Source organism: Streptomyces spirodelae, from assembly GCF_017676385.1.
GTDB classification, from domain to species: Bacteria; Actinomycetota; Actinomycetes; order Streptomycetales; family Streptomycetaceae; genus Streptomyces; species Streptomyces spirodelae.
The window spans coordinates 72,698-97,894 of sequence record NZ_JAFFZN010000003.1; the positions used below are offsets into that span (position 1 = coordinate 72,698).

At 71.4% G+C, this 25,197-nt stretch carries 26 protein-coding genes and 1 other RNA gene; 18 read left to right on the top strand and 9 right to left on the bottom strand.

From position 1 onward, the window contains the following. The first annotated feature begins 64 nt into the window (after window positions 1-64). The 6 genes from JW592_RS04475 to JW592_RS04500 all read left to right on the top strand — a co-directional run bounded on the left by JW592_RS04475 (window position 65) and on the right by JW592_RS04500 (window position 7,541). Window positions 65-1,810: a serine/threonine-protein kinase gene (locus tag JW592_RS04475; RefSeq protein ID WP_209263555.1), complete on the top strand. Its 1,746-nt coding sequence runs from the start codon at window positions 65-67 to the stop codon at window positions 1,808-1,810. Window positions 1,811-2,001: 191 nt separating this feature from the next. Continuing rightward, entirely contained in the window at window positions 2,002-3,279 is a 1,278-nt protein-coding gene (locus JW592_RS04480) for a serine/threonine-protein kinase (RefSeq protein ID WP_209263556.1), read from the top strand. 98 nt (window positions 3,280-3,377) lie between these two features. Beyond that, complete coding sequence (locus tag JW592_RS04485; protein WP_209263557.1) at window positions 3,378-4,490, top strand: iron-containing redox enzyme family protein; 1,113 nt, start codon at window positions 3,378-3,380, stop codon at window positions 4,488-4,490. A gap of 77 nt (window positions 4,491-4,567) precedes the next feature. Next, window positions 4,568-5,341, top strand: a complete 774-nt coding sequence (locus tag JW592_RS04490) for a 2OG-Fe dioxygenase family protein (RefSeq protein WP_209263558.1) — start codon at window positions 4,568-4,570, stop codon at window positions 5,339-5,341. A gap of 36 nt (window positions 5,342-5,377) precedes the next feature. Then, entirely contained in the window at window positions 5,378-6,493 is a 1,116-nt protein-coding gene (prfB, locus tag JW592_RS04495; protein ID WP_209263559.1) for a peptide chain release factor 2, read from the top strand. Between the two features lie 250 nt (window positions 6,494-6,743). Then, entirely contained in the window at window positions 6,744-7,541 is a 798-nt protein-coding gene (locus JW592_RS04500; RefSeq protein ID WP_209263560.1) for an LPXTG cell wall anchor domain-containing protein, read from the top strand. A 157-nt stretch (window positions 7,542-7,698) separates the two neighbouring features. Here JW592_RS04500 and JW592_RS04505 read toward each other — a convergent pair whose 3' ends face one another. Continuing rightward, window positions 7,699-7,893, bottom strand: coding sequence for a hypothetical protein (locus JW592_RS04505; RefSeq protein ID WP_209263561.1), 195 nt, complete (start codon window positions 7,891-7,893; stop codon window positions 7,699-7,701). A gap of 307 nt (window positions 7,894-8,200) precedes the next feature. On the opposite strand from JW592_RS04505, the gene ftsE reads away from it, so the two are divergent. The 6 genes from ftsE to JW592_RS04535 all read left to right on the top strand — a co-directional run bounded on the left by ftsE (window position 8,201) and on the right by JW592_RS04535 (window position 13,376). Then, a complete protein-coding gene (ftsE, locus tag JW592_RS04510) occupies window positions 8,201-8,890 on the top strand; it encodes a cell division ATP-binding protein FtsE (protein WP_209263562.1) in 690 nt (229 codons plus the stop codon). A gap of 29 nt (window positions 8,891-8,919) precedes the next feature. After that, a complete protein-coding gene (gene ftsX / locus JW592_RS04515; RefSeq protein ID WP_209263563.1) occupies window positions 8,920-9,831 on the top strand; it encodes a permease-like cell division protein FtsX in 912 nt (303 codons plus the stop codon). 68 nt (window positions 9,832-9,899) lie between these two features. Continuing rightward, window positions 9,900-11,234, top strand: coding sequence for a S41 family peptidase (locus tag JW592_RS04520; protein WP_209263564.1), 1,335 nt, complete (start codon window positions 9,900-9,902; stop codon window positions 11,232-11,234). An 18-nt stretch (window positions 11,235-11,252) separates the two neighbouring features. Then, a complete protein-coding gene (gene smpB / locus JW592_RS04525; RefSeq protein ID WP_209263565.1) occupies window positions 11,253-11,780 on the top strand; it encodes an SsrA-binding protein SmpB in 528 nt (175 codons plus the stop codon). A 177-nt stretch (window positions 11,781-11,957) separates the two neighbouring features. Then, window positions 11,958-12,330, top strand: a transfer-messenger RNA (tmRNA) gene (gene ssrA / locus JW592_RS04530). Between the two features lie 107 nt (window positions 12,331-12,437). Continuing rightward, window positions 12,438-13,376 (top strand): oxygenase MpaB family protein, encoded by a 939-nt coding sequence (locus JW592_RS04535; RefSeq protein ID WP_209263566.1) that lies wholly within the window; start codon window positions 12,438-12,440, stop codon window positions 13,374-13,376. Between the two features lie 43 nt (window positions 13,377-13,419). On the opposite strand, the gene JW592_RS04540 is transcribed toward JW592_RS04535, so the two are convergent. Beyond that, window positions 13,420-14,805: an MFS transporter gene (locus JW592_RS04540; protein WP_209263567.1), complete on the bottom strand. Its 1,386-nt coding sequence runs from the start codon at window positions 14,803-14,805 to the stop codon at window positions 13,420-13,422. Window positions 14,806-14,909: 104 nt separating this feature from the next. On the opposite strand from JW592_RS04540, the gene JW592_RS04545 reads away from it, so the two are divergent. After that, window positions 14,910-15,878 (top strand): LysR family transcriptional regulator, encoded by a 969-nt coding sequence (locus tag JW592_RS04545; RefSeq protein WP_209263568.1) that lies wholly within the window; start codon window positions 14,910-14,912, stop codon window positions 15,876-15,878. A gap of 71 nt (window positions 15,879-15,949) precedes the next feature. Further along, on the top strand, window positions 15,950-16,567 hold the full coding sequence (locus JW592_RS04550) for a class I SAM-dependent methyltransferase (RefSeq protein WP_209263569.1): 618 nt from the start codon (window positions 15,950-15,952) through the stop codon (window positions 16,565-16,567). A 39-nt stretch (window positions 16,568-16,606) separates the two neighbouring features. Here the strand turns inward: JW592_RS04550 and JW592_RS04555 are convergent, their stop codons facing one another. Further along, window positions 16,607-17,365, bottom strand: a complete 759-nt coding sequence (locus JW592_RS04555; RefSeq protein WP_209263570.1) for an SDR family NAD(P)-dependent oxidoreductase — start codon at window positions 17,363-17,365, stop codon at window positions 16,607-16,609. A 164-nt stretch (window positions 17,366-17,529) separates the two neighbouring features. Here JW592_RS04555 and JW592_RS04560 point away from each other — a divergent pair, with 164 nt between their 5' ends. Continuing rightward, window positions 17,530-18,144 (top strand): TetR/AcrR family transcriptional regulator, encoded by a 615-nt coding sequence (locus JW592_RS04560; protein WP_209263571.1) that lies wholly within the window; start codon window positions 17,530-17,532, stop codon window positions 18,142-18,144. Between the two features lie 67 nt (window positions 18,145-18,211). Here the strand turns inward: JW592_RS04560 and JW592_RS04565 are convergent, their stop codons facing one another. Together JW592_RS04565 and JW592_RS04570 are read right to left on the bottom strand one after the other, a co-directional pair. Continuing rightward, complete coding sequence (locus JW592_RS04565; RefSeq protein WP_209263572.1) at window positions 18,212-18,664, bottom strand: YbhB/YbcL family Raf kinase inhibitor-like protein; 453 nt, start codon at window positions 18,662-18,664, stop codon at window positions 18,212-18,214. Window positions 18,665-18,761: 97 nt separating this feature from the next. Continuing rightward, a complete protein-coding gene (locus tag JW592_RS04570; protein WP_209263573.1) occupies window positions 18,762-19,937 on the bottom strand; it encodes an MFS transporter in 1,176 nt (391 codons plus the stop codon). A 254-nt stretch (window positions 19,938-20,191) separates the two neighbouring features. On the opposite strand from JW592_RS04570, the gene JW592_RS04575 reads away from it, so the two are divergent. Next, window positions 20,192-20,764, top strand: a complete 573-nt coding sequence (locus JW592_RS04575) for a dihydrofolate reductase family protein (protein WP_209263574.1) — start codon at window positions 20,192-20,194, stop codon at window positions 20,762-20,764. A 52-nt stretch (window positions 20,765-20,816) separates the two neighbouring features. Here JW592_RS04575 and JW592_RS04580 read toward each other — a convergent pair whose 3' ends face one another. The 3 genes from JW592_RS04580 to JW592_RS04590 form a co-directional block, all read right to left on the bottom strand. Further along, window positions 20,817-21,341, bottom strand: coding sequence for a hypothetical protein (locus tag JW592_RS04580; RefSeq protein ID WP_209263575.1), 525 nt, complete (start codon window positions 21,339-21,341; stop codon window positions 20,817-20,819). Between the two features lie 213 nt (window positions 21,342-21,554). After that, entirely contained in the window at window positions 21,555-21,821 is a 267-nt protein-coding gene (locus JW592_RS04585; protein ID WP_209263576.1) for a DUF397 domain-containing protein, read from the bottom strand. Further along, entirely contained in the window at window positions 21,818-22,645 is an 828-nt protein-coding gene (locus JW592_RS04590) for a helix-turn-helix domain-containing protein (protein ID WP_229375196.1), read from the bottom strand. The genes JW592_RS04585 and JW592_RS04590 overlap by 4 nt, the downstream gene beginning before the upstream one ends. Before the next feature lie 112 nt (window positions 22,646-22,757). Here JW592_RS04590 and JW592_RS04595 point away from each other — a divergent pair, with 112 nt between their 5' ends. Further along, window positions 22,758-23,237: an ATP-binding protein gene (locus JW592_RS04595; protein ID WP_209263577.1), complete on the top strand. Its 480-nt coding sequence runs from the start codon at window positions 22,758-22,760 to the stop codon at window positions 23,235-23,237. Here JW592_RS04595 and JW592_RS04600 read toward each other — a convergent pair. Next, window positions 23,159-24,136, bottom strand: a complete 978-nt coding sequence (locus JW592_RS04600; RefSeq protein WP_229375197.1) for an SDR family NAD(P)-dependent oxidoreductase — start codon at window positions 24,134-24,136, stop codon at window positions 23,159-23,161. The two genes, JW592_RS04595 and JW592_RS04600, sit on opposite strands and share 79 nt — an antisense overlap. A gap of 128 nt (window positions 24,137-24,264) precedes the next feature. On the opposite strand from JW592_RS04600, the gene JW592_RS04605 reads away from it, so the two are divergent. Next, window positions 24,265-25,128 (top strand): helix-turn-helix transcriptional regulator, encoded by an 864-nt coding sequence (locus tag JW592_RS04605; protein WP_209263578.1) that lies wholly within the window; start codon window positions 24,265-24,267, stop codon window positions 25,126-25,128. The last annotated feature ends 69 nt before the right edge of the window (window positions 25,129-25,197 follow it).

A 25,197-nucleotide genomic window follows, 5' to 3' on the forward strand; every position in this document is an offset into this window, starting at 1 on the left:
CAACCCCTTGCGCGGCGGCACTATTGTGGGCGGGATTGCAGTACGAGACCAGGGAGCGCATGACGTGCGGCCGGTAGGCAGCAAGTATCTGCTCGAGGAGCCGCTGGGACGCGGCGCCACGGGCACCGTCTGGCGTGCCCGCCAGCGTGAGACCGCGGGCTCCGAGGCGGCGGTGGCCGGGCAGCCCGGCGAGACCGTCGCGATCAAGGTCCTCAAGGAGGAGCTGGCGAACGACCCCGACGTGGTGATGCGCTTCCTGCGGGAGCGCTCCGTGCTGCTGCGGCTGACGCACCACAACATCGTCAGAACGCGCGACCTCGTGGTCGAAGGCGATCTGCTGGCCCTTGTGATGGATCTCGTCGAGGGCCCGGACCTGCATCGCTATCTGCGCGAGAACGGCCCGTTCTCGCCCATCGCGGCGTGTCTGGTCACCGCACAGGTGGCCGACGCGCTGGCGGCCAGCCACGCCGACGGTGTGGTGCACCGGGACCTGAAGCCGGCGAACGTGCTGCTGACCGAGGACGAGAACGGCATGCGGCCGATGCTCACCGACTTCGGTATCGCGCGCCTCGCCGACTCGCCGGGGCTGACCCGTACCCAGGAGTTCGTCGGTACCCCGGCCTATGTCGCACCCGAGTCGGCCGAGGGACGCCCGCAGACCTCGGCTGTGGACATCTACGGGGCGGGCATTCTGCTGTACGAGCTGGTCAGCGGCTATCCGCCGTTCAGCGGTGACAGCGCGCTCGCCGTACTGCACCAGCACCTTGCGCAGGAGCCCGAGCGCCCGGCCGGTGTTCCCGACCCGCTGTGGACGGTCATCGAGCACTGTCTGCGCAAGAACCCCGACGAGCGCCCCAGCGCCGTCAACCTCGCGCGCGGGCTGCGTACGGTCGCCGACGGCATCGGCGCGCAGGCCACACCGCAGGCCGCCGGTGCGGCGCTCGGGGTGGCCGCGCTGCTGGCGCCGGACCCGGCGCCGGCCCCCGTCCCGAGCTCCGGCGCACCCGGCGGCACGGCCCCGGGCGCGAGCGCGGGTGACTCGGACCCGACGCAGGTGCTGCCGCACAGCGGTGCGGCGGGCGCGGGCGGCCAGTACGACCCGTCGGCCGAGACAAACGTTCTTCCGCAGACCGGCGGCCCCCAGGGCGGTTACGGCGGCCAGGGAGGCCAGGGCGGCAACGCCGACCCCACCCAGGTGATGCCGCCCGTCCCCGGTGGCCCTCCGGACGGCGGCCAGGGCGGCCCTCCGCAGCAGGACGGGCCCCACCCGTGGCAGAGCCAGCTGCGCGCGGCCCGGGACCGCAACGAGCAGACCCAGTTCCAGCCGCTGGACCCCAGCATGGACCCGCTGCGCCGGCGCCCTCAGCGGCGCGCGGCCCCACCGCCGCCGCAGCAGTCCCCGCAGGGTCAGCCCTACGGTCAGCAGCAGTACGGTCAACAGCAGTACGGGGAGCAGTACGGCCAGCAGCAGCGGCCCGCGCAGCCGCCGCCGCAGCGCTACGAGCCGCAGCCGCCCCGGGGCCGGGAGCCGAGGCCGCAGCGGGAGCCCAGGCAGCGGGAGCCCAGACAGCAGCGTGAGCCCAGGCCGCGCCGTGAGCCGAGGCAGCGCAGCGCCAACCCGATGCGCATCCCGGGGCTGGGCTGTCTCAAGGGCTGCCTGTTCATGGTCGTCATCCTCGTGGTGGCGGGCGTGCTGGTGTGGAACCTCACGGACGCGCCGCAGTGGTGGGCCGAGGGCAAGAGCTTCTGGCAGTCGACGAAGGACGTCTTCAACGAGATAGGGGATTTCTTCGGCCAGTTCAACAACTGACGGGCCGACGGTGACCGATGACGGGCCATCGGTGGCCTGGGTGACGGGCCGTCGGTCACCGGTCGCCGCGCGCCGAGTCACCTGCCACTACGGTGATTTGTCGACTTGTGAGAGGGGATTTCCCCCACAGAAGTGACAGTTACCGGCATCCGGGGCTCCCAAGCCGGGTCCCGCCGCGTAGTTTTGTCGCCATGGCACGGAAGATCGGCAGTCGCTACACGGCACACCGGATCCTCGGGCGAGGCAGTGCCGGAACGGTGTGGCTCGGTGACGGACCCGAGGGTCCCGTCGCCATCAAGCTGCTGCGTGAGGACCTGGCCTCCGATCAGGATCTGGTCGAGCGGTTCGTGCAGGAGCGCAGCGCCCTGCTCTGCCTCGACCACCCGCGCGTCGTCGGCGTCCGGGACCTGGTGGTGGACGGCAACGAGCTGGCCCTCGTGATGGACCTGGTGCGCGGCACCGATCTGCGCACCCGGCTGGAGCGGGACCGCCGCCTGGCGCCCGCGGCGGCTGTCGCCATCGCCGCCGACGTCGCCGACGCACTGGCCGCCGCGCACGCCGCCGGACTGGTGCACCGCGATGTGAAGCCGGAGAACGTCCTGCTCGACGCCCTCTCGATGGAGGGCCCCGGCGGGGCGCCGCCCGCGCTGCTGACCGACTTCGGGGTGGCCAAGCTCATCGACTCGCCCAGCCGCACCCGCGCCACCTCGATCATCGGCACCCCGGACTATCTGGCGCCCGAGATCGTCGAAGGGCTGCCGCCGCGCGCAGCCGTCGACATCTACGCGCTGGCCACCGTGGTCTACGAGCTGCTGGCGGGTTTCACCCCGTTCGGCGGCGGCCACCCCGGCGCGGTGCTGCGCCGGCACGTGACCGAGACGGTGGCGCCGCTGCCGGGCATCCCTGACGAGCTGTGGCAGCTCATCCACCAGTGCCTCGCCAAGGCGCCCGCCTCCAGGCTGCGCGCCGCGGAGCTGGCGGCCCGGCTGCGCGAGCTGCTGCCCGCGCTGGAGGGACTGCCGTCGCTCGACATCGACGAGCAGGGCGAGGAGGGCTACGCCGAGTACGAGCACCCGGACGCGGGCAGCCCGGACGGCGGCGAGGGCACGGAGGCCGAGCACTCCCTCTCCGGCACCGGTGCGGTACCGGCCGCGGGCGGCGCCGTGCCGCTCGTCCACTCGCGGGTCGGCCCGGACGCCAACCGGGACACCCATACGAGCATGCGGGTGCCAGGGGAGGACGAGCTCGCGGGGGGAGCGCACGGCACGGCACGCGCGCCGCGTCCGGTGGGTGAGGCGCGGGCCGGGTCCGCACGGCACCGGACAGCCGTTCGCCGTCGACGGCTGAAAATAGGCGTCGCGGCCGCACTGGTGGCAGCGGCGCTCGCGGTGGGCGGCTGGCTGGCCACCGCGGACGAGGACACCGGTTCGTTGCCCGCGCCCGCTCATGGGTACTCGGTCGACGACTGACCGCCGTGGCCGTCGGCGGCGGGCGCGTGCCAGGCCCGCCCGCCGGGAGCCGACCGCGTGAGCCGATCGCGTGAGCCGACCGAACGGGAGCACACCGTATGACGGCGATCCCGGACCTCGTCCGCCCCACCAGCCCCACCCTGCCCACCGCGCGCGGCCCGCTCTCGGCGGCCGTGCTCACCGCGCTGACCGCCGGGAACTCCGAGGCGACCGCCGCGCTCGTCCGTGAGGCCGGGACGGAGGCCGCAGGCGCCGATCCGTACGGCGAGGACCTGCAACTGGCTCTCTACGCCCTCTACGAGCTGCACTACCGGGGTTTCGCCGGGGTGCCGGAGCGCTGCGAATGGGACCCCGACCTGCTGCGGCTGCGTGGCGTGCTCGAGGACCGCTTCCTTTCGGCGCTGCGCAGTCACGTCCCGGCGGACCGCACGGTGCGCGACGCCATCGGGGGGCTCCTGGCCGAACCCGTCGCGCAGCGCGGCGCCGACCAGCCGCAGAGCGTGACCGCACACCTCCAGTACCGGGGGGAACTGTGGCAGTTCCGCGAGTACGCGGCCCTGCGCTCGCTCTATCACCTGAAAGAGGCCGACCCGCACGCCTGGGCGATCCCGCGGCTCACGGGGCGGGCCAAGGCCGCGATGGCCGCCGTCGAGTACGACGAGTTCGGCGCCGGGCGGGCCGAGGACGTACACGCCCGGCTCTTCGCCGAGCTGATGCGCGACCTGGACCTGGAGACCACCTACGGGCACTACCTGGACGCGGCGCCGGGACCCGCGCTCCCGCCCGTCAACCTGATGTCGCTCTTCGGGCTGCACCGGTCGCTGCGCGGCGCCCTGGTCGGCCACTTCGCCTGTGTGGAGATCACCTCCTCGCCCGGCTCCCGCCGGCTGGCCGCAGCACTGCGCCGCCTGGGTGCCGGGCCCGCAGCGCAGCGCTTCTACGACGAGCACGTGGAGGCCGACGCCGTGCACGAGCAGGTGGTGCGCCACGAGGTGATCGGCGGACTTCTGGAGGACGAGCCCGCGCTGGAGTCCGACGTGGCCTTCGGCGCGGACGCCACGGTCTTCCTGGAGGACCGGCTGGGCGCGGCACTGCTGGAGTGCTGGCGGGTCGGTGCGTCGGCGCTGCGGGAGCCTCTCCAGCCGCCCGTGCCACCCGAGCCTTCCGGCGCCTGGTCCCAGCCCCCGGATGCGGACCCGGACGGCGCGTAGGAGCCTGGGGAGGGACGCCTGGGGAGGGCGCGCGGAGAGGCTGAGCGAGCCGACGAGCGGTAGGGAGGAATTGCCGCATGGAGGACATGGCGGGCGGCTCGACGCTGCGGAGCGCGGGTGAGATCGCCGAGGCCCGGCAGGCGCTGCTCTCCCGGCACGCCCATCTGATGGATCCTGACGCCGTCTCCCGGTGCGTCGGCGTGGAGCCGGCCGACTGGCGCCGGTTCGCCATCCACTGGGAGGACCTGGCCCCTGACTACTACGCGGCACGCGAGGGCACTTACCGACTGCGCCGGTACGGGCACTTCTCGCTGGACCGCACCGGGGCGCTGCGCCCCATGCCGCACCTGGCCTTCGCGCAGCCCGAGGACACCAATCCGCTCTACGTCGGCGAGGAACGCCACTTCGAGCCGCTGACCGACGTCTTCGTCGCCGACCCGCTGTTCAAGTCGCTGATGCGGATGCTGGGCGGGATCGCGAGCTGTCTGCAGGACGCCGACAGCTGGAGTGTGAAGGTCCATCCGTTCCGGGTCGTCGCCTCGGCCGACGGTGTCGGGCTGCCCACCCCCGAGGGCCGGCACCGCGACGGAGTCACCCTGGTGACCTCCCTGATGATCGGCCGGGAGAACGCCGTCGGCGGGCAGAGCACCGTCTACCTGCCCGACGGCACCCGTGTGCTGACCGCCACCCTGCACGAGCCGGGCGCCCTGCTGCTCGGCGACGACCGCGCCACCCTGCACGAGGTGGCCCCCATCAGCCCGGCCGACGCCACCAGGCCGGCCCGCCGCGATGTCCTGGTGACCACGCTGACCGCACGGCACAGCGCGGAGCGTGACGCCCAACTGGGCTAGGGCTGGGGGTGGCGGCTTGCGGTTAGGGTGGGGAGCGTGGCAGTCGTCGATGTATCCGAAGAGCTGAAGTCCCTCTCCTCCACCATGGAGTCGATCGAGGCCGTCCTTGACCTGGGCAAGCTGCGGTCAGACATCGCCGCGCTCGAGGAGCAGGCGGCGGCCCCGGATCTGTGGGACGACGTGGAGAACGCACAGAAGGTGACCAGCCGGCTCTCCTACCTCCAGGGGCAGCTGCGGAAGGTCGAGGAGCTGCGCGGGCGTATCGACGACGTCGGGGTGCTCTTCGAGCTGGCCGAGAGCGAGGACGACGCGGACGCGCGCGCCGAGGCCGAGAACGAGCTGGCGGCCGTCCGCAAGACGGTGGACGAGCTGGAGGTCCGCACGCTGCTGTCCGGTGAGTACGACCCGCGTGAGGCGGTCGTCAGCGTCCGGGCCGAGGCCGGCGGTGTGGACGCCGCCGACTTCGCCGAGCAGCTGATGCGGATGTATCTGCGCTGGGCCGAGCGCCGCGGCTACCCCACGGAGGTGTTCGACATCTCCTACGCGGAGGAGGCGGGCATCAAATCCGCGACCTTCACCGTGAAGGCGCCGTACGCCTACGGCACGCTCTCCGTCGAGCAGGGCACGCACCGGATGGTGCGCATCTCCCCGTTCGACAACCAGGGCCGCCGCCAGACCTCGTTCGCCGGGGTCGAGGTGCTGCCCGTCGTGGAGCAGGTCGACCACATCGACATCCCGGAGAACGAACTGCGGATCGATGTCTTCCGCTCCTCCGGGCCCGGTGGCCAGTCGGTCAACACCACCGACTCGGCGGTCCGGATGACGCACCTGCCGACCGGCATCGTCGTCTCCTGTCAGAACGAGAAGTCGCAGATCCAGAACCGCGCCGCCGCGATGCGCGTCATGCAGGCGCGCCTGCTGGCCCACCGCCGCCAGGAGGAGCAGGCCAAGATGGACGCCCTCAAGGGCGACGGCGGCAACTCCTGGGGCAGCCAGATGCGTTCGTATGTGCTGCACCCCTACCAGATGGTCAAGGACCTGCGCACCGAGTACGAGGTGGGCAACCCGCAGGGCGTGCTCGACGGCGACATCGACAGCTTCCTGGAAGCCGGTATTCGCTGGCGCAAGCAGCAGGAGCAGATCGAGAGCTGACGCTGCATCAGCTCCATCGGGCCGTGTTCAACGGGTCCTCGCTTGACGGGCGTGTGAGAGCTGGGGAAAGCTGTTCGCTCGGCATGCCTGTGTCAGGGGCGCACGGACGGGGTGGAGAGAGTGCCCCGGTGAGCAAACGGCGGCAGTCCGGGGTGGGGGCAGACATCGCCTCGACGGGAAGCCCGGTGCGGATCGCGCTCCATACGCAGCTGCCCCATCCACGAGTACAGCTACTGGGGGTAGTTGGAACATGAGCAAATCGAAGACGCGGCTGCGGGTCGCGCGGATTGCCGCTGCGGCAGTGTTCGCCGCCGGCGCCTCGCTGACCGCCGCGGGCGCGGCGCAGGCCGCGGATGCGCCCGGCGACAGCGGCTCCGGGGGCATCCTCGGCGGCCTGTTCGGCGGCGGGGACAACGGTGGCAGCAACGGCAACAGCGGTGGCAGCGACGGCGGTGCCGACGGCGGCGGTGACGACGGCGGCATCAGCGGCACCGTCACCATCGGCGGCGGTGACGGCGACGGTGGCAACGACGGCGGTGCGGCCGACAACGGTGGCAACGGCAACGGTGGCAACGACGGTGGCGCGGCCGACAACGGCGGCAACGGCGACGGTGGCAACGATGGCGGTGCGGCCGACAACGGCGGCAACGGCAACGGTGGCAACGATGGCGGTGCGGCCGACAACGGCGGCAACGGCAACGGCGGGAACGGCAACGGCGGGAACGGCGGCAACGGCGGTAACGGCGGTAACGGTGGTGGCGGCGAAGAGCCGGCCACCACGGGCGGTACCGGCGGTGGCGACGACGACACCTGCGAGCTCGACGGCGACAAGGTGAACTGCGAGGGCGGCGGCACCAACCCCGACAGCGCGGGCAGCCAGCCGGTCCAGGACAGCAAGCCGGCTGCTCCGGGCAAGAAGCAGGACGAACTGGCCGAGACCGGTTCCACCGAGACCACGTTCCTGCTCGTGGGCGCGGCGACGATGATCGCCGGTGGCATCGGCTTCCGCCTGATGCCCCGCCTGGCCACGCGGCGTACCGCGGCCTAGTCCGCTTCGCGGAGTGCCGCGACGTAAGGGCTAGGCCGACGTAGAGCCAGGCTCAGCAGCGCGCCGGGTTCCGGTGGTCACATGACCGCCGGACCCGGCGCGTTGTGGTTGCGTAGCCGCTGCGGCGGGGAAGGCGGGCGCCCTCAGGGCAGCCTCGTCAGGCCGTGGCCACCCGCTGCGCCACCAGCGCGACAGCTATCAGCGTCACCAGCAGGGCGATCAGCGCCGTGGGCGACAGATGTGCGAGCGGCGCTTCCCGGTGCAGCCGCTCCCGGTGGGCACGGCACACCGCGCAGCGCCCCTCGCTCACGGGTGCCGCGCAGTTGGCACACACCAGTCGGTCGCATGTCATGCGAACTCCTCCTCAGTAGCGCCAACGCCACCCGTGAGTGATTCGTTCCCCAGGGGTGCTCTTCACCACTCTGCCAGGTGAGGCGGCCATCCGCAGAAAGCAGCAGTTCGCGGCAGCGGACCTGCAAAAACCCCGCGGCGACAGGCAGGAAGGGATCAGAAGCGGAGAGTACACACCGGTGCCGCGTGCGCAGCACACCACGCTTCGCGTATGGTCGCCCACACCGCTCCCCAGCACTCGCTGGGAGGTGCCCAGGGGGCCGCACCGCGGCTTCCGTTGTCCCTACCCAGGTCGACGTGGTGTATCCGTGATCCGATTCGACAGCGTCTCCAAGTCCTATCCCAAGCAGAACCGCCCGGCGCTCCGCGACGTCTCGCTGGACATCGAGCGCGGCGAGTTCGTGTTCCTGGTGGGCTCCTCCGGTTCCGGCAAATCCACCTTCCTGCGGCTGATCCTGCGCGAGGAGCGCGCCAGCTCAGGGCAGGTCCATGTGCTCGGCAAGGATCTGGCCCGGCTGTCGAACTGGAAGGTGCCGCACATGCGCCGCCAGCTCGGCACCGTCTTCCAGGACTTCAGGCTGCTCGGCAACAAGACCGTCGGCGAGAACGTCGCCTTCGCGCTGGAGGTCATCGGCAAGTCCCGGGGCCAGATCCGCAAGACGGTGCCCGAGGTGCTCGATCTCGTCGGCCTGGGCGGCAAGGAGGACCGGATGCCAGGCGAGCTGTCCGGCGGTGAGCAGCAGCGCGTCGCCATCGCCCGGGCCTTCGCCAACCGGCCCATGCTGCTGATCGCCGACGAGCCGACCGGCAACCTCGACCCGCAGACCTCGGTCGGCATCATGAAGCTGCTCGACCGCATCAACCGCACAGGCACCACCGTGGTGATGGCCACCCACGACCAGCAGATCGTCGACCAGATGCGCAAGCGCGTCATCGAACTCGAGATGGGCCGCCTCGTGCGCGACCAGTCGCGCGGCGTCTACGGATACCAGCACTGAGGCAGCACTAGCACTGAAGAAGGGACGCCATGCGCGCCCAGTTCGTCCTGTCGGAGATCGGCGTCGGTCTCCGTCGCAATCTCACGATGACCTTCGCGGTGATCGTCTCCGTCGCACTGTCGCTCGCCCTGGCGGGCGGTTCGCTGCTCGCGCGCGAGCAGGTGAGCACGATGAAGGGGTACTGGTACGACAAGGTCCAGGTCTCCATCTACCTGTGCAACAAGAACGACGCCTCCACGGACCCGAACTGCGCCAAGGGTGCGGTGACCGGGCAGCAGAAGAGGGCGATCAAGTCCGACCTCGGGAAGCTCGACGTGGTCGAGAAGATCTACCACGAGTCGGCCGACGACGCGTACAAGCACTACAAGGAGCAGTTCAAGGACTCGCCGCTGGCCGACTCGCTGACGCCGGACCAGATGCAGGAGTCCTACCGGGTCAAACTCAAGGACCCGACCAAGTACAAGGTGCTGCAGACGGCGTTCTCCGGCAGACAGGGAGTGCAGGAGGTGCAGGACCAGCGCGGCACGCTGGAGCCCCTCTTCAACCTCCTCAACGGCATGAACATCGCTGCCCTGTGTGTGATGGCGATGATGCTGATCGTCGCGCTGCTGCTGATCGTCAACACCGTGCGGGTCTCGGCGTTCAGCAGGCGCCGGGAGACCGGGATCATGCGGCTGGTGGGCGCTTCCAGCTTCTACATCCAGATGCCGTTCATCCTGGAGGCCGCCATCGCGGGGCTGATCGGCGCCGGGTTCGCCTGCGTGCTGCTCGTCCTGGGCAAGTACTTCCTGATCAACAACTGGCTCCAGCAGAAGATCGTCCTGATCAACTTCATCGGCTGGGACGCGGTCATCAAGGTGCTGCCGCTTATCCTCGCCGTGGGAGTGCTGATGCCCGCTGTGGCAGCGTTCTTCACATTGCGCAAGTACCTGAAGGTGTGACACAGGACGCGGGGCGCCATGGGGCCAACGCCCCGTGCGGCGCCCCGCACTGGCCTACACTCCGGACCATGCCAGGCTCGTGGTTCCTCGACACGCGTCCGCGCCGGCCCCGGCGCGGGACCCTGACACTGGTCTTCGCCGGCGTGCTGGCCACCGGCGCGGCCACCGGAGCCTTCGGCGGGGAGCTGGCCGCGTTCGGCTCCGCCGGGCCCGGCGGAGCGGCACACGGCACGAGCCGCGCCGCGCTCGGCGGCCCGCAGGGCACGGCCGACGGCAAGGGCACCCCGGCCGACACCCGCGAAGCCCGCGAGCGTGCCGGGAGCGCGGACGCCGACGCCGTCGTCAGCCGCAGCGGCGACCGTTGGTCGGCCGCGTACTCGGCCCGCGAGTACGAGGGACTGCGGCAGGCACTGGACGGCTCGTACGTGGGCGTCGGCATCTCCGTACGCCAGACCCGCGCCGGGGGGACGGACCCGGGCGGTGACACGGCCGCCGCGGCGGGCTCGGACCGGGAGAGCGCCACCGACCGCGGGGGCGCCACCGGGCACCGGCCCGCGCGCGCGACCGCCGTCGTGGTGGACCGGGTGCAGCCCGGCAGCCCCGCGGACCGCGCCGGCATCCGGACCGGGGACCGGCTGCGCTCGGTGGCCGGCCACCGGGTGACCGGCAAGCCGGTGACCGCCGTCGTGGCGCTGCTGCGCGGCTCCGACCCCGAGGCCCCCGCCGAGGCCGCCGAGCCCGGCTCCCGGGTCCGGCTCCACCTCACCCGCGGCAGTGGTACGGACCTGACCCGCACCCTGCGCCGGGAGCGGCTGACGACCGACTCGGTGCGGGTGGACCGGGTCGGCGGGGGCGTCACCCGTGTCAAGATCAGCTCGTTCACCAAGGGCTCCGGCGAGCAGGTGCGCGAAGCGCTCACCGAGCGGGTGCCCGAGGACGGGCCGGTCCTGCTCGACCTGCGGGGCAACTCGGGCGGCCTGGTCGACGAGGCGGTCACCGCGGCGGGCGCCTTCCTCGACGGCGGCCTGGTCGCCACCTACGACGACAACGGCACCCGGCGCGCGCTGTACGCCGAGGACCGCTCCCGCGCCGTCGAGCGGCGGCCGCTGGTCGTCCTGGTGGACGGTGGGACGATGAGCGCGGCCGAGATGCTGACCGGGGCGCTCCAGGACCGGGGGCGCGCCGTCGTGGTCGGCTCCCGCACCTTCGGCAAGGCGTCGGTGCAGATGCCCCGGCCCCAGTCGGACGGCTCGGTCGCCGAGCTGACGGTCGGTCATTACACGACTCCGTCGGGTCGCGATGTGGAGGGGCACGGCATCGCGCCGGACCTCCCGGTACCCAGCAGGAGCGAGGCGGTGGACCGGGCCAGAACAGTATTGAGTGGCCTGGAAGCCCGGTCGTAGTGGGAGAATGGCCTGGCTATGGCGAAGATGAAGACGACACGCAAGAAGGCTGCCAAGGCCAAGGACGACAAGGACGCCCGGAAGCTCGTCGCGCAGAACAAGAAGGCGCGCCACGACTATCTCGTGCTGGACACGTACGAGTGCGGCATCGCGCTGACGGGCACCGAGGTGAAGTCCCTGCGCCAGGGCCGCGCCTCGCTCGTCGACGGCTTCGCCCAGATCGACGGCGGCGAGGTGTGGCTGCACAACGTGCACATCCCCGAGTACGCGCAGGGCACCTGGACCAACCACGCGGCCCGGCGCAAGCGGAAGCTGCTGCTCCATCGGGCCGAGATCGACAAGCTGACCGGCAAGCTCCAGGAGACGGGCCTCACCCTCGTCCCTCTCCAGCTCTACTTCTACCGGGGCCGGGCGAAGGTCGAGATCGCGCTGGCCAAGGGCAAGAAGGAGTACGACAAGCGGCAGACCCTCCGCGAGAAGCAGGACCGCCGGGAGGCGGAGCGCGCCGTGTCGGCGGCTCGGCGCCGCCAGCGCGCCCACGCGTGACCCTGCCGGGGGCGGGCGCCGCTGTGCTGCGGGAGCCCTGCCGCTGGGGGTGCTGCTGCCCCGGGAACAGCCCGGCGTGGTAAATGGTTGGCACAGGTGCGACCTGGTCCCGTATCATGGTCGGCAGCATGACAGCACCGCCCGCAAGGGTGCCTGTGCAGATTGTCAACTCAACATGGGGATGATCGGTTTCGACAGCGAACGTCGAAGCAGGGGAAGCGAGCCGAGGAACGCGGCAATGATCTCGTTAACCATGTGCCGCAAAAAAATAATCGCCAACACCAAGCGCGATTCCTTCGCCCTCGCTGCCTGAGCAGCGACCTGCGAAGTGTCAGCCCGGGGTAGTTCCCGCCCCGGTTCCTGGCATCAGCTAAGGGAACTCACCGCGTAGGTCCGGTCACGGGACCTACCGGGACATCACACAGTGACTGGGCCCGTCGGAGACTTGTCCGCGTGATCTCCGGGGCCGAGAAAATCGCAGCGGACTGCGCTCGGAGAAGCCCTGTTTCCACTTCGTTGGACGCGGGTTCGATTCCCGCCATCTCCACGAAGGCGAAAGGCGAGGTGTGCCCACGGAAAGCGTGGGCCGCCTCGCCTTCGTCGTTTCTGCGCGACGAAGGGCTGGGGCCTTGGCAAGGGAGGGATTAACCTGCCCGCATGGGCGACGGCGACACCGAGTCGGGGCCTGTACCACTGGGCCCGGCCTCATTGACCTGGAGGTACTTCGGGGACTGGCGCGGGGTGCTGCTGGCTCCATGGGCGGGGGCCATGCAGAACATGCACCCGCACCTGGGCGCGGGTGTCGCCGAGCACTCCCGGTTCTTCGAGGAGCGCTGGCAGCGCCTCTTCCGTTCGCTCTACCCCATCGGGGGCGTCGTCTACGACGGCCCCCGCGCCGCCGAGACGGCACGCCAGGTGCGCGGCTACCACCGCACCATCAAGGGCACCGACCGGGAGGGCCGCCCGTACCACGCGCTCGACCCGGACACGTTCTACTGGGCGCACGCCACCTTCTTCGTCCTCACCCTGCTGGTCGCCGACCGGCTGGGGCCGGGGCTGACGGAGGCGGAGAAGCGGCGGCTGTTCGACGAGCACGTGCAGTGGTGGCGGCTGTACGGCATGAGCATGCGTCCCGTACCGGCCGACTGGGAGGCGTTCCAGCGCTACTGGACGTATATGGCCGAGAACGTGCTGGAGGACAACCGGCCCACCCGGGATGTCCTGGATCTGACGCTGATCGCGAAGCCGCCCGCGCTGCGGCTGCTGCCGGAGGCGGTGTGGCGACTGGTGCGGGGCCCTCAGGCGCGGGCTTCGGTGTGGTTCACCGTCGGCTTCTTCCCGCCCGCCGTCCGGCGCCGTCTCGGCTACGAGTGGACCGCACGGGACGAGCGGCGGCTGCGCAGGGTCGGGTGGCTCATCCACTGGGGCTGGAAGCTGGTCCCGCCGTCGCGCCGCTACCACCCCAGGGCGCGGGCGGGCTGGGAGCGCGAGCGAGGCGTGCGTGACCAGGACGCGCCACCGGTGGAGACCCCGGCGCGCAACCTGCCGCTGCCGGAAGAGCGCGACTGGCCGCAGCACTACTCGCCCAAGCTGTGAAGCGCCGCGCGCGGGGGGAGGAGGAGAGAGGGGGCCTCTCGTGTCACCCGTGTGCGACGGGCCGTGCGGCCGGCAGGGTGGCGAGGGCGGCCGCCGATGCCGCCGCCAGTAGGGGGACGGTGTAGGCCCACCCGGCCGATCCCAGCGCCTCCACGGCCCAGCCACCGCTCGCCGATCCGGCGGCTATGCCGCCGAGCAGCGCGGTGACGGCGAGCGTCATGCCCTCGTTGAGGCGCCCGGCCGGGGTGAGCCGCTGGACGAGTGCCATGCCGGTGACCATCGTCGGCGCGGTCGCCATCCCGGCCACCAGGAGCGCCCCCGCCAGCAGTGGCAGCGGTGCCGTCAGTGAGACGAGCAGGGGCAGGGTCATCAGCGCGGCCATGGCGCCCACGCAGCCGGCCAGTCGTCGCCGGTCCGAGCGGGCGGGCGGCAGGGCGCCGAAGGCGAGCCCGGCGAGGGCCGAGCCGGCCGCCTGGCAGGCGAGGACGGCACCGGCCGCAGCTCGGTGCCCCTCCCCGTCGGCATGGGCCAGGGTGACGACCTCCAGTGCGCCGAACACCGCGCCCGTGGCGAGGAAGACCAGCAGCAGCGCGGGCATTCCGGGCCGTCGCAGTGGTGCGGGACCGGCCTGGGCACGGCCCGGCGCGCGTGGCGGCTCCGTCGAGCGCTGTGCGAGGAACAGCAGCATACCGACCAGCAGCAGCCCGCACCCGGCGAGCGTTCCGGCCTGGGGGAAGAGCGCGGTGCACAGCAGGGTGGCGAGAACGGGACCGATCATGAAGCACAGTTCGTCGACGGCCTGTTCGAAGGAGTTGGCCGTGTGCCGTGCGGCCGCGTCGTCGCGCAGCAGGTGTGCCCAGCGGGCGCGTGCCATGCCTCCCGTGTTGGGCGTGGTCGCGGTTGCGGCGTAGGCGGCGAACAGCGTCCAGTCGGGCGCGTGTGTGCGTACGCACACCGCCAGCGCGAGCGAGCCGAGCAGCGCGAGCACGGTGGCGGGCAGGGCAGCGCGTGCCTGTCCGTATCGGTCGACGAGCCGTGCGACCAGCGGCCCGGCCAGCGCGGTTGCCGCCAGACCGGTCGCTGTGACGCTTCCGGCGAGCGCGTAACTGCCGCGCTCGGCCGCGATCATCAGTACGGCGCTGACGGTGAACATGCCCATCGGCAGCCGGGCGAGCAGCCCGCCGAGGGTGAAGGCGACGGTGCCGGGACGGGCGAACAGCCGCGCGTAGGGGTTGCGCGGCGGACGCTCGCGAGGCGGCCTGGGCGATGTGTGCCCGGCGGGGGCGTGCCCGGCTGTGGCGGGGCGCGCTGTGGCAGACCGTGCCGTGGCGGGCCGGGCCAGGACGAGGGTGCTGCCGTGGACGGCGTACGACGGGTGGCCGGGGCCGGGGCCGGGGCCGGGGTGGGACGGGCGGCGGTAGACAGGCATGCCGTACAGCGTTGCCGCAGGTGGGGAGCGGGGTCCAACACTTGTTGCCGACCCACTGACACAACTGTGTTGTGAATCGCGCGGCCCGCGCTTACCGTCTCCGGGTGTCCTGGGATCTGTCCCCGCGCCTGCTGCGGGCGTTCGTGGCCGTCGCGGAGGAGTTGCACTTCACCCGCGCCGCCGCCCGGCTGTATGTGGCGCAGCAGGCGCTCAGCCGCGACATCCGCTCGCTGGAGCGGGAGTTGGAGGTCGTGCTGTTCGTACGGAGCACCCGGCAGGTGGCGCTCACGGCGGAGGGCGAGCGGCTGCTGCCGTACGCACGGCGGGTGTTGGCGGCGCACGAGGAGCTGGCCGCCGCCTTCGGCCGGGGCGCCGCGCCCCAGGAGCGGCCGCTGGCTGTCGATGTGGCCGCGCCCGTCTCCACGGGTGAGCGGGTGCTGGAGGCCGCGCGGGATGCGGCACCCGGCATCGAGTTCGTCGCCCGCTACTACAGCGGTCTGACAGCGTCGGCGGCCGACATCCTCGCGGGCCGTATCGATGTCTCCTTCGGCCGTGCGGCCGGGCTGCCGCGCGAGACGCTGGCCGGGCTCGAGCACGAGCTGGTGCGCTACGAGCACGTCGCCGTACTGCTGCCCGAGCAGCACGGCGCAGCGGGCCCGCGCGAGGTGCCGCTGGCGGCGCTGGAGGGGGAGACCCTGTACGCCGGTGCCGGGAACCCCGACACCGCCGAGTGGACCTCCTACGCACGTGCCCTGTTCGCGGGGCGCGGCATCCAACTGGCCGCGCCGTTCCCCAAGATCGAGGGAGAGCGCGAGTTCCGCCGGGTGGTACGGGCCAAGGGCTGGTCGGTGCTGGCGACCGAGGTCTTCATCGGCATGGAGGGCATGGTGCTCAGCCCGCTGACCGATCCGGTGCCGCTCTCCCCGGTCTCGATGGTGTGGCGGCGGGGGCTGCGGCATCCGGGCCTTGCCGCGCTGCGGGAGGCCGCACGCGAGTTGGGCGACGCCGGCGGGTGGCTGCGCCGCCCTCCGGGAAGCTGGCTCCCCTCCCCGGACGAGGCGCTGCACCGCTGAGGGCTCTGGGGGCTCTGGGAGCTCTGGGGGCTGAGGGCTGAGGGCCGATCGCGGAGCCCTACGATGCCCCGATGCGCCGGTCCGACCTCCAGCCGTACTGGAACACCAACGTCGCCCGCCACCCGGGCATCCTGCGTGCGGCTCCCGAAGGGTGCGGTGACGCGCTGGACGTCGGGTGCGGGGACGGGCTGCTGGCCCGGAAGCTGACCTCACGGGCGGAGCGGGTCACCGGGATCGACAGCTCGACCCGGATGATCTCCCGCGCCCGTGACCTCGCCGGGGATCATCCGGGCCTCACCTTCGTCCAAGGGGACTTCCTCGCCGCCGGCCTCCCGGCCGAGGGCTTCGACTTCGTCTGCTCCGTCTCCACCGTCCACCACATGCATTTCGAGGCGGCACTGACCCGTATGCGCGAGCTGCTCCGGCCCGGCGGGACGCTGGTGGTGGTCGGTCTCGCCAGGGACGCGACGTGGGCCGACTGGGCGGCGAGGATCGCGGCCCTGCCTCTCGTACGGATCACCAAGGTGGTGCGCCGGGCCCGGTCCGGTCCGGAAGGGATGCCGACCGCCGACCCGTGCATGAGCTACGGGCAGGTGCGGGGCGCTGCACGGCAGTTGCTGCCCGGGGTGCGGTATCGCCGGCACGTGCTCCGCCGGTACTCGTTGGTCTGGCGGAAGCCCGTCGTTTGAGCTTCCCCGCGCCCCTTCGGGGCCCCTGTCCGCCGCCGATCAGGCGTTGGTGCCCGCGTCCACGGTGAAGGTGGAGCCCGTGGTGCCCGAGCCGTCGGGGCCGACCAGGTGGGCGACCATGGCGGCGATGCCCTCGGGCGTGCCGTAGCGGCCGAGGGCGGTCAGCGCACGCTGCGCGTCGGCGGGTGCACCGCTGTCGGCGGGGTTCATCTCCGTGTCCGTGGAGCCGGGCTGGACGAGGTTGGCGGTGATGCCCTGGGCGCCCAGGTCACGGGCGAGTCCCCGGGTGAGGCCGCTGAGCGCGGACTTGGAGGCGGCGTAGAGCGTGATGCCGGGGCCGGGGACGCGGTCGGCCAGGTTGCTGCCGATCGTGACGATGCGTCCGCCCTCCCGCATGTGTCCGACCGCCGCCTGAGCGCCGAGCAGCGCGGCGCGCACATGGATGGCCAGAGTGCGGTCGATCTCCTCCAGGGTGAGGTCCGCCAGCGGGCCGTTGGGGAAGATGCCCGCGTTGTTGACCAGGATGTCGAGGCGGCCGAACTCGCGCGCCGTACGGTGCACGGCCTCCACCGGGTCGGTGGCCGACGCGCTGTCCGCCTGGACGACCAGCGCCCGCCGTCCGGTGGCGCGGACGTCCTCGGCGACCTCCTTGGCCCGGCCCTCGGCGCTGACGTATGTCAGCGCGACATCGGCGCCCTCGGCGGCGAGCCGCCTGGCGATGGCCGCGCCTATCCCCCTGCTTCCGCCGGTGACCAGCGCCGCCTTGCCGCTGAGCGGGAGTGTCGATGTCGATGTCATGGGTGTCCTCGTTCCTGTCGCATGGGGACGTGGGTTGTGCAGGCCATTTTCTGTAGCGAGCGCTCAATAATTAAGCCAGCGAGTATCCTCGGGCGTCAAGGGCTTTCAGTAGCGATCGCTCAAGAAACGCCGACAGGAGTGGCAGCGGCAGAAGGGAGCCGGGGATGGCGGCACGCGGACGGCCACGCGCCTTCGACCGGGACGCCGCACTCGAACGGGCGATGCACATCTTCTGGGAACGCGGCTACGAGGCGACCACACTGACCGACCTCACCGAGGCCATGGGCATCCGGCCGCCCAGCCTCTACGCCGCGTTCGGCTCCAAGGAGGGACTCTTCCGTGAGGCGGTCGAGCTGTACGGCCGGACCGACGGCACGGTCAGCCGCGAGGCGCTGGCCGAGGCGCCCACCGCCCGCGAGGGCGTGCACGGGGCGCTGCGCTGCAACGTCATCGGCTACACCGACCCGGCCAAGCCGCGCGGCTGCATGATCGTCCTCGCGGCCACCAACTGCACCCCGGAGAACGAGGGCGTCCGCACCCTGCTCGCCGAGAGTCGCCGGGCCACGGAGCGGATGTTCCGCGAGCGCCTGGAGCGGGGCATCGCGGAGGGCGACGTACCGGCCGGCACCGACAGCGGCACGCTGGCCGCCTTCTACGCGACCGTCCTCTTCGGCCTTTCGGTCCAGGCCAAGGACGGTGTCTCCCGCGACGAACTGCTCGGCGTCGTGGAGGCGGCGCTGGCCGCCTGGGACACCCTCACGGCGTCACCGGGCCGGTGACACGGCGTCTTCGGGCCGGTGACACGGCGTCTTCGGGCCGGTGGGGAAGGGCCGCGGGAGTGGGTGGTCAGCGCTGGTAGAGGCCGACGATGTTGCCGCTCGCCAGGGCCTCCTCGTCCACCGCGCGGTGGACGTCCTCGGCGGAGGGCCTGTCCGGCAGCCGCACCGCGTCGGGCAGCGCGTACAGCCGGAAGAAGTACCGGTGCGCGTTGTCACCCGCGGGGGGCTGCGGGCCGCCCCAGCCGGTGCCGCCGAAGCCGTTGGTGAGCGGGGTGCCGCCCTGAGGCGTCGCCCCCGTCTCCACCGACCGGGAACCCGGGTCGATCCCGGCGACCAGCCAGTGCACGAAGGTGCCCGAGGGTGCGTCCGGGTCCTCGCACAGCAGCAGCAGTTCGGCGGTGTCCGCCGGCACTCCGGACCACTCCAGGGGCGGGGAGACGTCCTCGCCGTCACGCGTGTACCGGCGGGGGATCAGGGCGTGGTCGCTGAATGCCGAGGTGCTGAGTTCGATACCGGCCATACGCGCACGGGTAACCCGCTCCCGGCCCCGCGTACCGTGCGGTGGGCCAAGTGGCCGACCAACACCAACTGGCGGGGTGCCACCTCCCCCCCGCCCGTCATGCGGTGACCGCCTCCCTCGTGCGCCCCGCCCACCACCCCGTGGCCGGCACCACGAGCAGGGCCGCCGCACCGCCGACCGCCAGTACCGCGGACGGCGCCGAGCGGTCCAGGAGCGCGCCGCCCGCCAGCGCACCGGCCGAAATGGTGGCTTGGAAGGAGGCGGTGAACAGCGTGGACGAGGTCTCCTCGGCCCCGGGGGCGGCGGCCCGCGCGAACAAGGTCTGGGAGCAGACCGGCACCGCTCCGTACCCCAGCCCCCACACCAGCAGCAGCGCGAACGCACCGGCCTCGGACGACCGGCCGAGGACCGGCAGCAGCAGCGTCGCACCGGCGATCGCCGCCGCAGCCGCAGCGAATGTTCCGTACGGCCGACGGGCGGCGGCCGGGCCGCCCGCGAAGTTGCCGAGCATCCCGGCGGCGCCGTACGCCAGCAGCGCGACGGTGATCAGTCCGAGGCCCGCCTCGGTGACCTGCTCCAGGAACGGGGTCACGTACGTATAGGTGCCGAAGTGCGCCAGCACGATCAGGAACGTGACCAGCAGCGCGAACCGCGTGCCGGGCCGGCCCAGCTGCTGTCCGAGCGTACGCAGCCGGGTGACCTGCTCCGGCGGGAGCGGCGGCAGCACCGACCAGAGCGCGGCGACGACCGCCAGCGACACCGCCCCCAGCACGGCGAACGCCGTGCGCCACCCGGCCACGTGCCCCACGAACGTGCCCAACGGCACCCCCAGCACCGAACCGAGCGGCACCGCCGCGAAGATCACCGCTTTCGCCCGTCCCACGGCGGCCGCCGGCACCAGCCGGGGCGCCAGCCCGGCCGCGATCGACCAGAACCCGCCGATCGTGACCCCGACCGCAGCGCGCGAGGCCAGAATCCATCCGTAGTCCTGCGCCCAGGCCGCGACCAAGTTGGCCAGCGCCAGCAGCAGCATGAAAGCGCCCAGCATCCGCCGCCGGTCCGCCCGCGCGGTCGCCGCCGTCACCAGCGGCGCCGAGAGCGCCGCCAGAAAACCGGGCATCGTCATCATCAGTCCGGCCATCCCGTCGGAGACGGTGAAGTCGCCGCCTATCGAGGTGAGCAGCCCGATGGGCAGGATCTCCGTGGTGACGAGGGCGAACAGTCCCGCCGTCACCGAAACCACGGCAAGCCATGGCCGTCGTGTCGTTTCCATGCACCCGAGTCCAGCAATGCCGCTGCCCCGGTGCTGGCGGGATCACGTCCTCAACAGGACGGCGGGCGACGGCTTCGAGACACCACCTTGCAAACGTCACCTGCCAAGGAGGTGACGCGCAGATGGATGTGCCGGTGCGAGGATGATGGCGACAGCAGCCGAGAGGGACGGGGGCGACCGATGAGTTCTGCCGTCGCCCCCGGTCAGTACATATGACTGATTCGAACCGCCCCCGAGATACCGAGGAACCCCAGATGCGTACTCTGATCAGCAGTGCCTTCGTCTCGCTCGACGGTGTTGTGGAAGCCCCCGGCGGCGAGCCCGGCTACCGGAACTCCGGGTGGACCTTCAAGGACATCGAGTTCCTTCCCGAGGCGTACGAGATCAAGGGCCGGGAGCAGAAGGAAGCCACCGCCATGCTGCTGGGCCGGACCAGCTATGAGTCGTTCAGCGCGGTGTGGCCCGACATGGAGGACTTCGCGGACTACAAGGTGATGCCGAAGTACGTCGTCTCCACCACCCTCACCGAGGACAAGCTGGTCTCGAACTGGGGTGAGACGACGATCCTGCGCTCCCTCGACGACGTCGCCGCGCTGAAGGAGACGGAGGGCGGCCCGATCATCGTCCACGGCAGCGCCTCCCTGAACCGGTCCCTCTCGGACGCCGGCCTGATCGACCGCTACCACCTGCTCGTCTTCCCGCTGCTGCTCGGCGCGGGCAAGCGGCTGTTCAGCGCCGCCGACAAGGACACCCAGAAGCTGAAGCTCGTCGAGCACGAGGCCTACGCCAACGGCCTCCAGCTGAACGTCTTCGACGTGGTCCGCTGACGAGGTGCGCTGCGAAGCCGGGACAGACCGCTTCCGTTGCTGAGATGCGCTCCTAGCCGACCTGCTGCAATGCCCAGTAGTGCGGCTCGATGGGGGCCTGCTTCACCACGAGTCGACCGATGACGTCGGGACTGTCCACCAGCTTCCCCCACGACTGGGACCGGTCGCCGGGGGTGTGCTCGATGTCGGCCCACACCACGCTGCCGGGCCCGGCGGAGCCGTAGGAGACGGTCCACTCGGCGTACTTGTCAGCACAGTTGTCGCTGACCATCACCTTGTGGTCCGTCGTCAGCCTCAGGCAGGTGCGCGGGTTCGAGCCAGGCAAGGAGACGTCCATCGTTCCGTTGGGGCGTTGTTGTACCTGCCAGTTCGCCGAGGTTGACGCGGTGTCCGTGCAGGCACCCAGCGACACCGCGCCGGTGTGTCCGCTCAGTTTGGGCCAGACCAGGCACTTGCCGTCCTTGAGAGCCGAGAACCGGTAGACCCCGTCGAGGAGCGGGGCGGCGTGGGCGGGCTGCGCGAGTGCCGCAGCGGCCGCAACCGTGGCGGCCATGACGGCGATGACACGTGAACGCATGGGACGGAACTCCTCGAACAGCCGTGGCCGAGCCGATCGCACGGCACAGACCTGGTCGACGCGCGTTCCGCCGGGACGGCGGCGCCAATGAATCCTGGACCACCTGTCCACCCGGTAGCAGCTGGTGGCACCGCCGTCACCCGCCGGGGTTAACCCCATCACCCAATAGCGTGGCGGCTCGGAGCCGGCCTCGCCCGATGAGCGGTCCTCCTCCTAGCGGCGTTCGGCGGCGTATGCCGTGAAGGCTGCCCAGGTGGTGGGGGAGAGGGTAAGGGTGGGTCCGGTGGGGTTCTTGGAGTCGCGGACGTGGACCTGGGCGTCGGGGCAGGTGGCGACCTCCACGCAGTTGCCACCTTCCTCGCCGCTGTAGCTGGACTTGTGCCAGTCGTATGCGACTTCGAGGCAGGCGCCGCCCTCTTCGCCGCTGTAGCTGGACTTGAACCACGCCAGGGCTGCGGGCCTGGTGTTCTTCGTGATCATGACTCTCCTAGCAGGCTGTCCAGCAGGTCCCATGTCTCTTCAGGCGTGAGGGCCTGCGTTCGCAGCATCGCATACTTCTGCCGCAGGATGCTGACCTGATCAGGGTCGGAAACCAGCTGACTTCCGAGGGGTGTTTCCACATACGCCAAGTGCTCGTAGTCGGGGGTCTCCAGCAGGACGAACGGGCCGGTGAGGCTCCCGTGGGTGGGTCGGTCGAAAGGCATGATCTGGACGGCGATCCCCGGCATAGCAGCGCACTGGCGCACATGGCGTAGTTGTTCGCGCCAGATGCCGTGGTTCCCGAGCTGGGTGCGTACCAGTCCCTCGGACAGGATGAAGCTGCTGGTGGGCGGGACCTTCCGTTGGAGGAGGATGTCCTGTCGCTCCATTCGGCCAGCGACCTTCTGCGCGATCTCGTCTTCATGGAACCGCGGCACCCTAGACGTGAAGACCGCCCTGGCATAGCGCTCGGTCTGCAAGAGGCCGGGGATCACCTGGTTCTCGTACGAAGAGATCACGATGGCCTCCTTCTCCCGGTCGATGAACTCCTCCGCCCACAGTGGGTACTTGTCCATCTCCGGCATATGCGCGACGGCGACAGCCAGCGCCCCCTTCGTATCGAGGAGCTCGTCCAACTGTTCGGCGAGGTCGCTCTTCAGGACGCGGCGGCCCTGTTCGATGGAGGCGATGGTCTCCTCATCCGCGCACACCTGGGCGGCAAGGGATCGCTGCGTGTAGCCCGCCGCACGGCGATAGTTGGCCAGGACCTGCCCCACCATCCGCATTGCCGACGCATTCTTCGTACGCTTCTTGGGTTGTGGCATAACCGTGTCTCTCCCCCAACCGGCCCGGGGTCGACCGGAATTGAACCCGTACAACGGATCTGTACGAGTGGAACCGGTGTTGAGCGTAGTCAGGGGACGCGACCGTTTTCCCATGGACCGTGAAACTCATCTGCCTCAATTCCGGGAGCACTTCTACCGGCGGGAGCGGCGCTCGGTTCCGCATGCGCGGGCCTTCGTGAGGGCGGCGCTCAGTGCTTGGGGCGTCAGCGAGCGCAGCGACGACGTACTGCTGTGCGTCAGCGAGCTGGCGACGAACGCGCTGCTGCACGGGGTGCCGCCGGGGCGCGGATTCCGCATCATGCTTTGGCTGGAGCATGACGGACTGTTGCGAATTGAGGTGCACGACAGCGGGGAGGGAACTCCCCGCCTGTCCTGTGCCGACAATGCGTCGGAAACGGGGCGCGGGCTGCTGCTCGTCGAAACGCTGGCGGACAAATGGGGAGTGGGGGAGCGGAACCCCGGCAAGGTGGTGTGGGCCGAATTCGCGGGGTGCTACTTTCGCGATTCCGCGAAAGGTGAGCAGAACCGTTCGGCGGCGTTCCAGAGTTCCCGTTCGCGCTGCGGGTCATAGGACTCCGGCGACGACCGGGCCACGCGGTCGCGGTCGACGTAGGACCCGGTCGGTGCCTCGATGGTGCCGAGGGCGAGATCGGCGAGGTACCGCCCTGCGGCGGCGCGACTGGTCGCGAAGGGAGTGCGGGCCAGCACCGGCAGCAGCCGGCGCATCGCGAACCGGGAGACCGGGTCCGCGTTGCGGGCGAGGTCGGTGCCGGGCACGAACCCCGGGTTGTAGGCGACGGCGTCGATCCCGGTCGGCAGGCGGCGCGCGTACTCGTGCACGAGGTAGAGGGCGGCGAGCTTGCTCGTGGAGTACGCGGTGCGGCCGCCGGCCGTGGTGTCCGGCCGGGGGAAGGCAGCGGGGCGGGCGAGGACTTCCGGGGAGCGCCAGACGGGGCCTGGCACCATGCCCATGTTGTGCCTGAAGTCGCCGAAGTGCGTGTCGCTGACGGTGATCACGATGCGGGCCGGTGTGGTGAAGCGGCCCTTGAGTGCGAACCGGTCTTCGAGCAGGCGGACGAAGAGGTGGTTGGCGAGCACGTTGACGGCGAACGTCGCCTCGAAGCCTTCGGGCCCCTCGGTGAGCGCGTTGGTGTACTGGACACCCGCGTTGCCCACGAAGCCGCGCAGGGGCGGCAGGTCACCGCTGTCGAGCCGGTCGCGGATCTCGACGGCGGCCGCCCGTACGCTCGCCGGCGAGCCGAGGTCGGCCGCCACATGCGAGACCGCCTGGCCGGGCCCGGCGGATTCGCGGAGCTCGGCGGTCGCCCGTACGCCGGAGGACGCACGGGCGACGACGACGAGGTGCGCGTCCTGCGAAGCGCGCAGGACGCGTTCCGCGGCCACGCGGCCGATGCCGCGGCTCGCGCCTGTCATCACGACGGTGGACGGCATGGAAGGTGTGGGCTGCATGGTGGGCTCCGGAAGTCGTCAGGGGTTCACCACGCTCGCCGCCGTCGCCACAGCCGACCAGTGCCGTACCCGTCACCAGGACCAGCAGTACCCAGGCTCATGGGCGGTGAGGCGGCCAGAATGTGCTCATGGCTGTCTCCGGCTCCGGCTTCGGCGCACTCCTGCACACCTGGCGCGACCGCCTCTCCCCGGCAGACGCGGGCTTCACCGCATCGGCCCGCCGCCGCGCCCCGGGGCTGCGCCGCGAGGAACTCGCGCAACTGGCCGGGCTGTCGGTCGACTACGTGCTGCGCCTGGAGCAGGGGCGCGCGAAGAACCCGTCTTCCCAGGTCGTCGCCGCCCTCGCGCGGGCCCTCCAGCTCTCCCGGGCCGAGCGCGACCAGCTGTACCGCAGCGCCGGGCTGCTGCCGCCGCAGGACGGGACGGTCAGCGGCCATGTGCCGCCCGGCATCCAACGGCTCACCGCGCGGCTCGGCGACGTCCCGATCGGGGTGTTCGCCGCCGACTGGAGCCTGGTGTGGTGGAACGTCCTCTGGTGTGCCCTGCACGGCGACCCTTCCCTGGCCCCGCCCGCCGAACGGAACCTCGCGCGCGCGCTCTTCGGCAACGGCCTCGCGCACGCCTCGATGCGCCCCACCCGCTCCGAGCAGGGGGAAGAGGCTTTCGCGGCGTCGATCGTCGCCGACCTCCGGGACGCCGCGTCCCGCTATACGGCGGACGCCCGGCTCGCCCGTCTCGTACACGACCTCCGGGAGACCTCCGAGGCCTTCGCCCGCTTCTGGTCGACAGGGGCAGCGGCTCAGCACACCACCGACCGGAAGACGATCCGGCACCCGGAGGTCGGCGACATCGCGCTCGACTGCGACGTCCTCCTCGTCCCCGGCGCCGACCTGCGCCTGGTGACCTACACGGCAGCGGCCGGAAGCGAGGACGCGGCAAAGCTCGACCTCCTGCGCACCACCGGAGGCCGCACCGCCACCGCGGCCCTGTAGCGCCCACCCGCCCCCTCCGCGTACCCGCCACGGCTACCACCTCGGCGTCCGATACCCGCCGGTACCGCT

What these genes read in the sequence shown, in the direction of transcription:
- JW592_RS04480 (WP_209263556.1), top strand. Translation starts at nt 2,002, where the DNA reads ATGGCACGGAAGATCGGCAGTCGCTACACGGCACACCGGATCCTCGGG.
- JW592_RS04485 (WP_209263557.1), top strand. Translation starts at nt 3,378, where the DNA reads ATGACGGCGATCCCGGACCTCGTCCGCCCCACCAGCCCCACCCTGCCC.
- JW592_RS04490 (WP_209263558.1), top strand. Translation starts at nt 4,568, where the DNA reads ATGGAGGACATGGCGGGCGGCTCGACGCTGCGGAGCGCGGGTGAGATC.
- JW592_RS04500 (WP_209263560.1), top strand. Translation starts at nt 6,744, where the DNA reads ATGAGCAAATCGAAGACGCGGCTGCGGGTCGCGCGGATTGCCGCTGCG.
- JW592_RS04505 (WP_209263561.1), bottom strand. Translation starts at nt 7,893, where the DNA reads ATGACATGCGACCGACTGGTGTGTGCCAACTGCGCGGCACCCGTGAGC.
- ftsX (WP_209263563.1), top strand. Translation starts at nt 8,920, where the DNA reads ATGCGCGCCCAGTTCGTCCTGTCGGAGATCGGCGTCGGTCTCCGTCGC.
- JW592_RS04520 (WP_209263564.1), top strand. Translation starts at nt 9,900, where the DNA reads ATGCCAGGCTCGTGGTTCCTCGACACGCGTCCGCGCCGGCCCCGGCGC.
- smpB (WP_209263565.1), top strand. Translation starts at nt 11,253, where the DNA reads ATGGCGAAGATGAAGACGACACGCAAGAAGGCTGCCAAGGCCAAGGAC.
- JW592_RS04535 (WP_209263566.1), top strand. Translation starts at nt 12,438, where the DNA reads ATGGGCGACGGCGACACCGAGTCGGGGCCTGTACCACTGGGCCCGGCC.
- JW592_RS04540 (WP_209263567.1), bottom strand. Translation starts at nt 14,805, where the DNA reads ATGCCTGTCTACCGCCGCCCGTCCCACCCCGGCCCCGGCCCCGGCCCC.
- JW592_RS04550 (WP_209263569.1), top strand. Translation starts at nt 15,950, where the DNA reads ATGCGCCGGTCCGACCTCCAGCCGTACTGGAACACCAACGTCGCCCGC.
- JW592_RS04555 (WP_209263570.1), bottom strand. Translation starts at nt 17,365, where the DNA reads ATGACATCGACATCGACACTCCCGCTCAGCGGCAAGGCGGCGCTGGTC.
- JW592_RS04560 (WP_209263571.1), top strand. Translation starts at nt 17,530, where the DNA reads ATGGCGGCACGCGGACGGCCACGCGCCTTCGACCGGGACGCCGCACTC.
- JW592_RS04565 (WP_209263572.1), bottom strand. Translation starts at nt 18,664, where the DNA reads ATGGCCGGTATCGAACTCAGCACCTCGGCATTCAGCGACCACGCCCTG.
- JW592_RS04570 (WP_209263573.1), bottom strand. Translation starts at nt 19,937, where the DNA reads ATGGAAACGACACGACGGCCATGGCTTGCCGTGGTTTCGGTGACGGCG.
- JW592_RS04575 (WP_209263574.1), top strand. Translation starts at nt 20,192, where the DNA reads ATGCGTACTCTGATCAGCAGTGCCTTCGTCTCGCTCGACGGTGTTGTG.
- JW592_RS04580 (WP_209263575.1), bottom strand. Translation starts at nt 21,341, where the DNA reads ATGCGTTCACGTGTCATCGCCGTCATGGCCGCCACGGTTGCGGCCGCT.
- JW592_RS04585 (WP_209263576.1), bottom strand. Translation starts at nt 21,821, where the DNA reads ATGATCACGAAGAACACCAGGCCCGCAGCCCTGGCGTGGTTCAAGTCC.
- JW592_RS04590 (WP_229375196.1), bottom strand. Translation starts at nt 22,645, where the DNA reads ATGCCACAACCCAAGAAGCGTACGAAGAATGCGTCGGCAATGCGGATG.
- JW592_RS04595 (WP_209263577.1), top strand. Translation starts at nt 22,758, where the DNA reads ATGGACCGTGAAACTCATCTGCCTCAATTCCGGGAGCACTTCTACCGG.
- JW592_RS04600 (WP_229375197.1), bottom strand. Translation starts at nt 24,136, where the DNA reads ATGCAGCCCACACCTTCCATGCCGTCCACCGTCGTGATGACAGGCGCG.
- JW592_RS04605 (WP_209263578.1), top strand. Translation starts at nt 24,265, where the DNA reads ATGGCTGTCTCCGGCTCCGGCTTCGGCGCACTCCTGCACACCTGGCGC.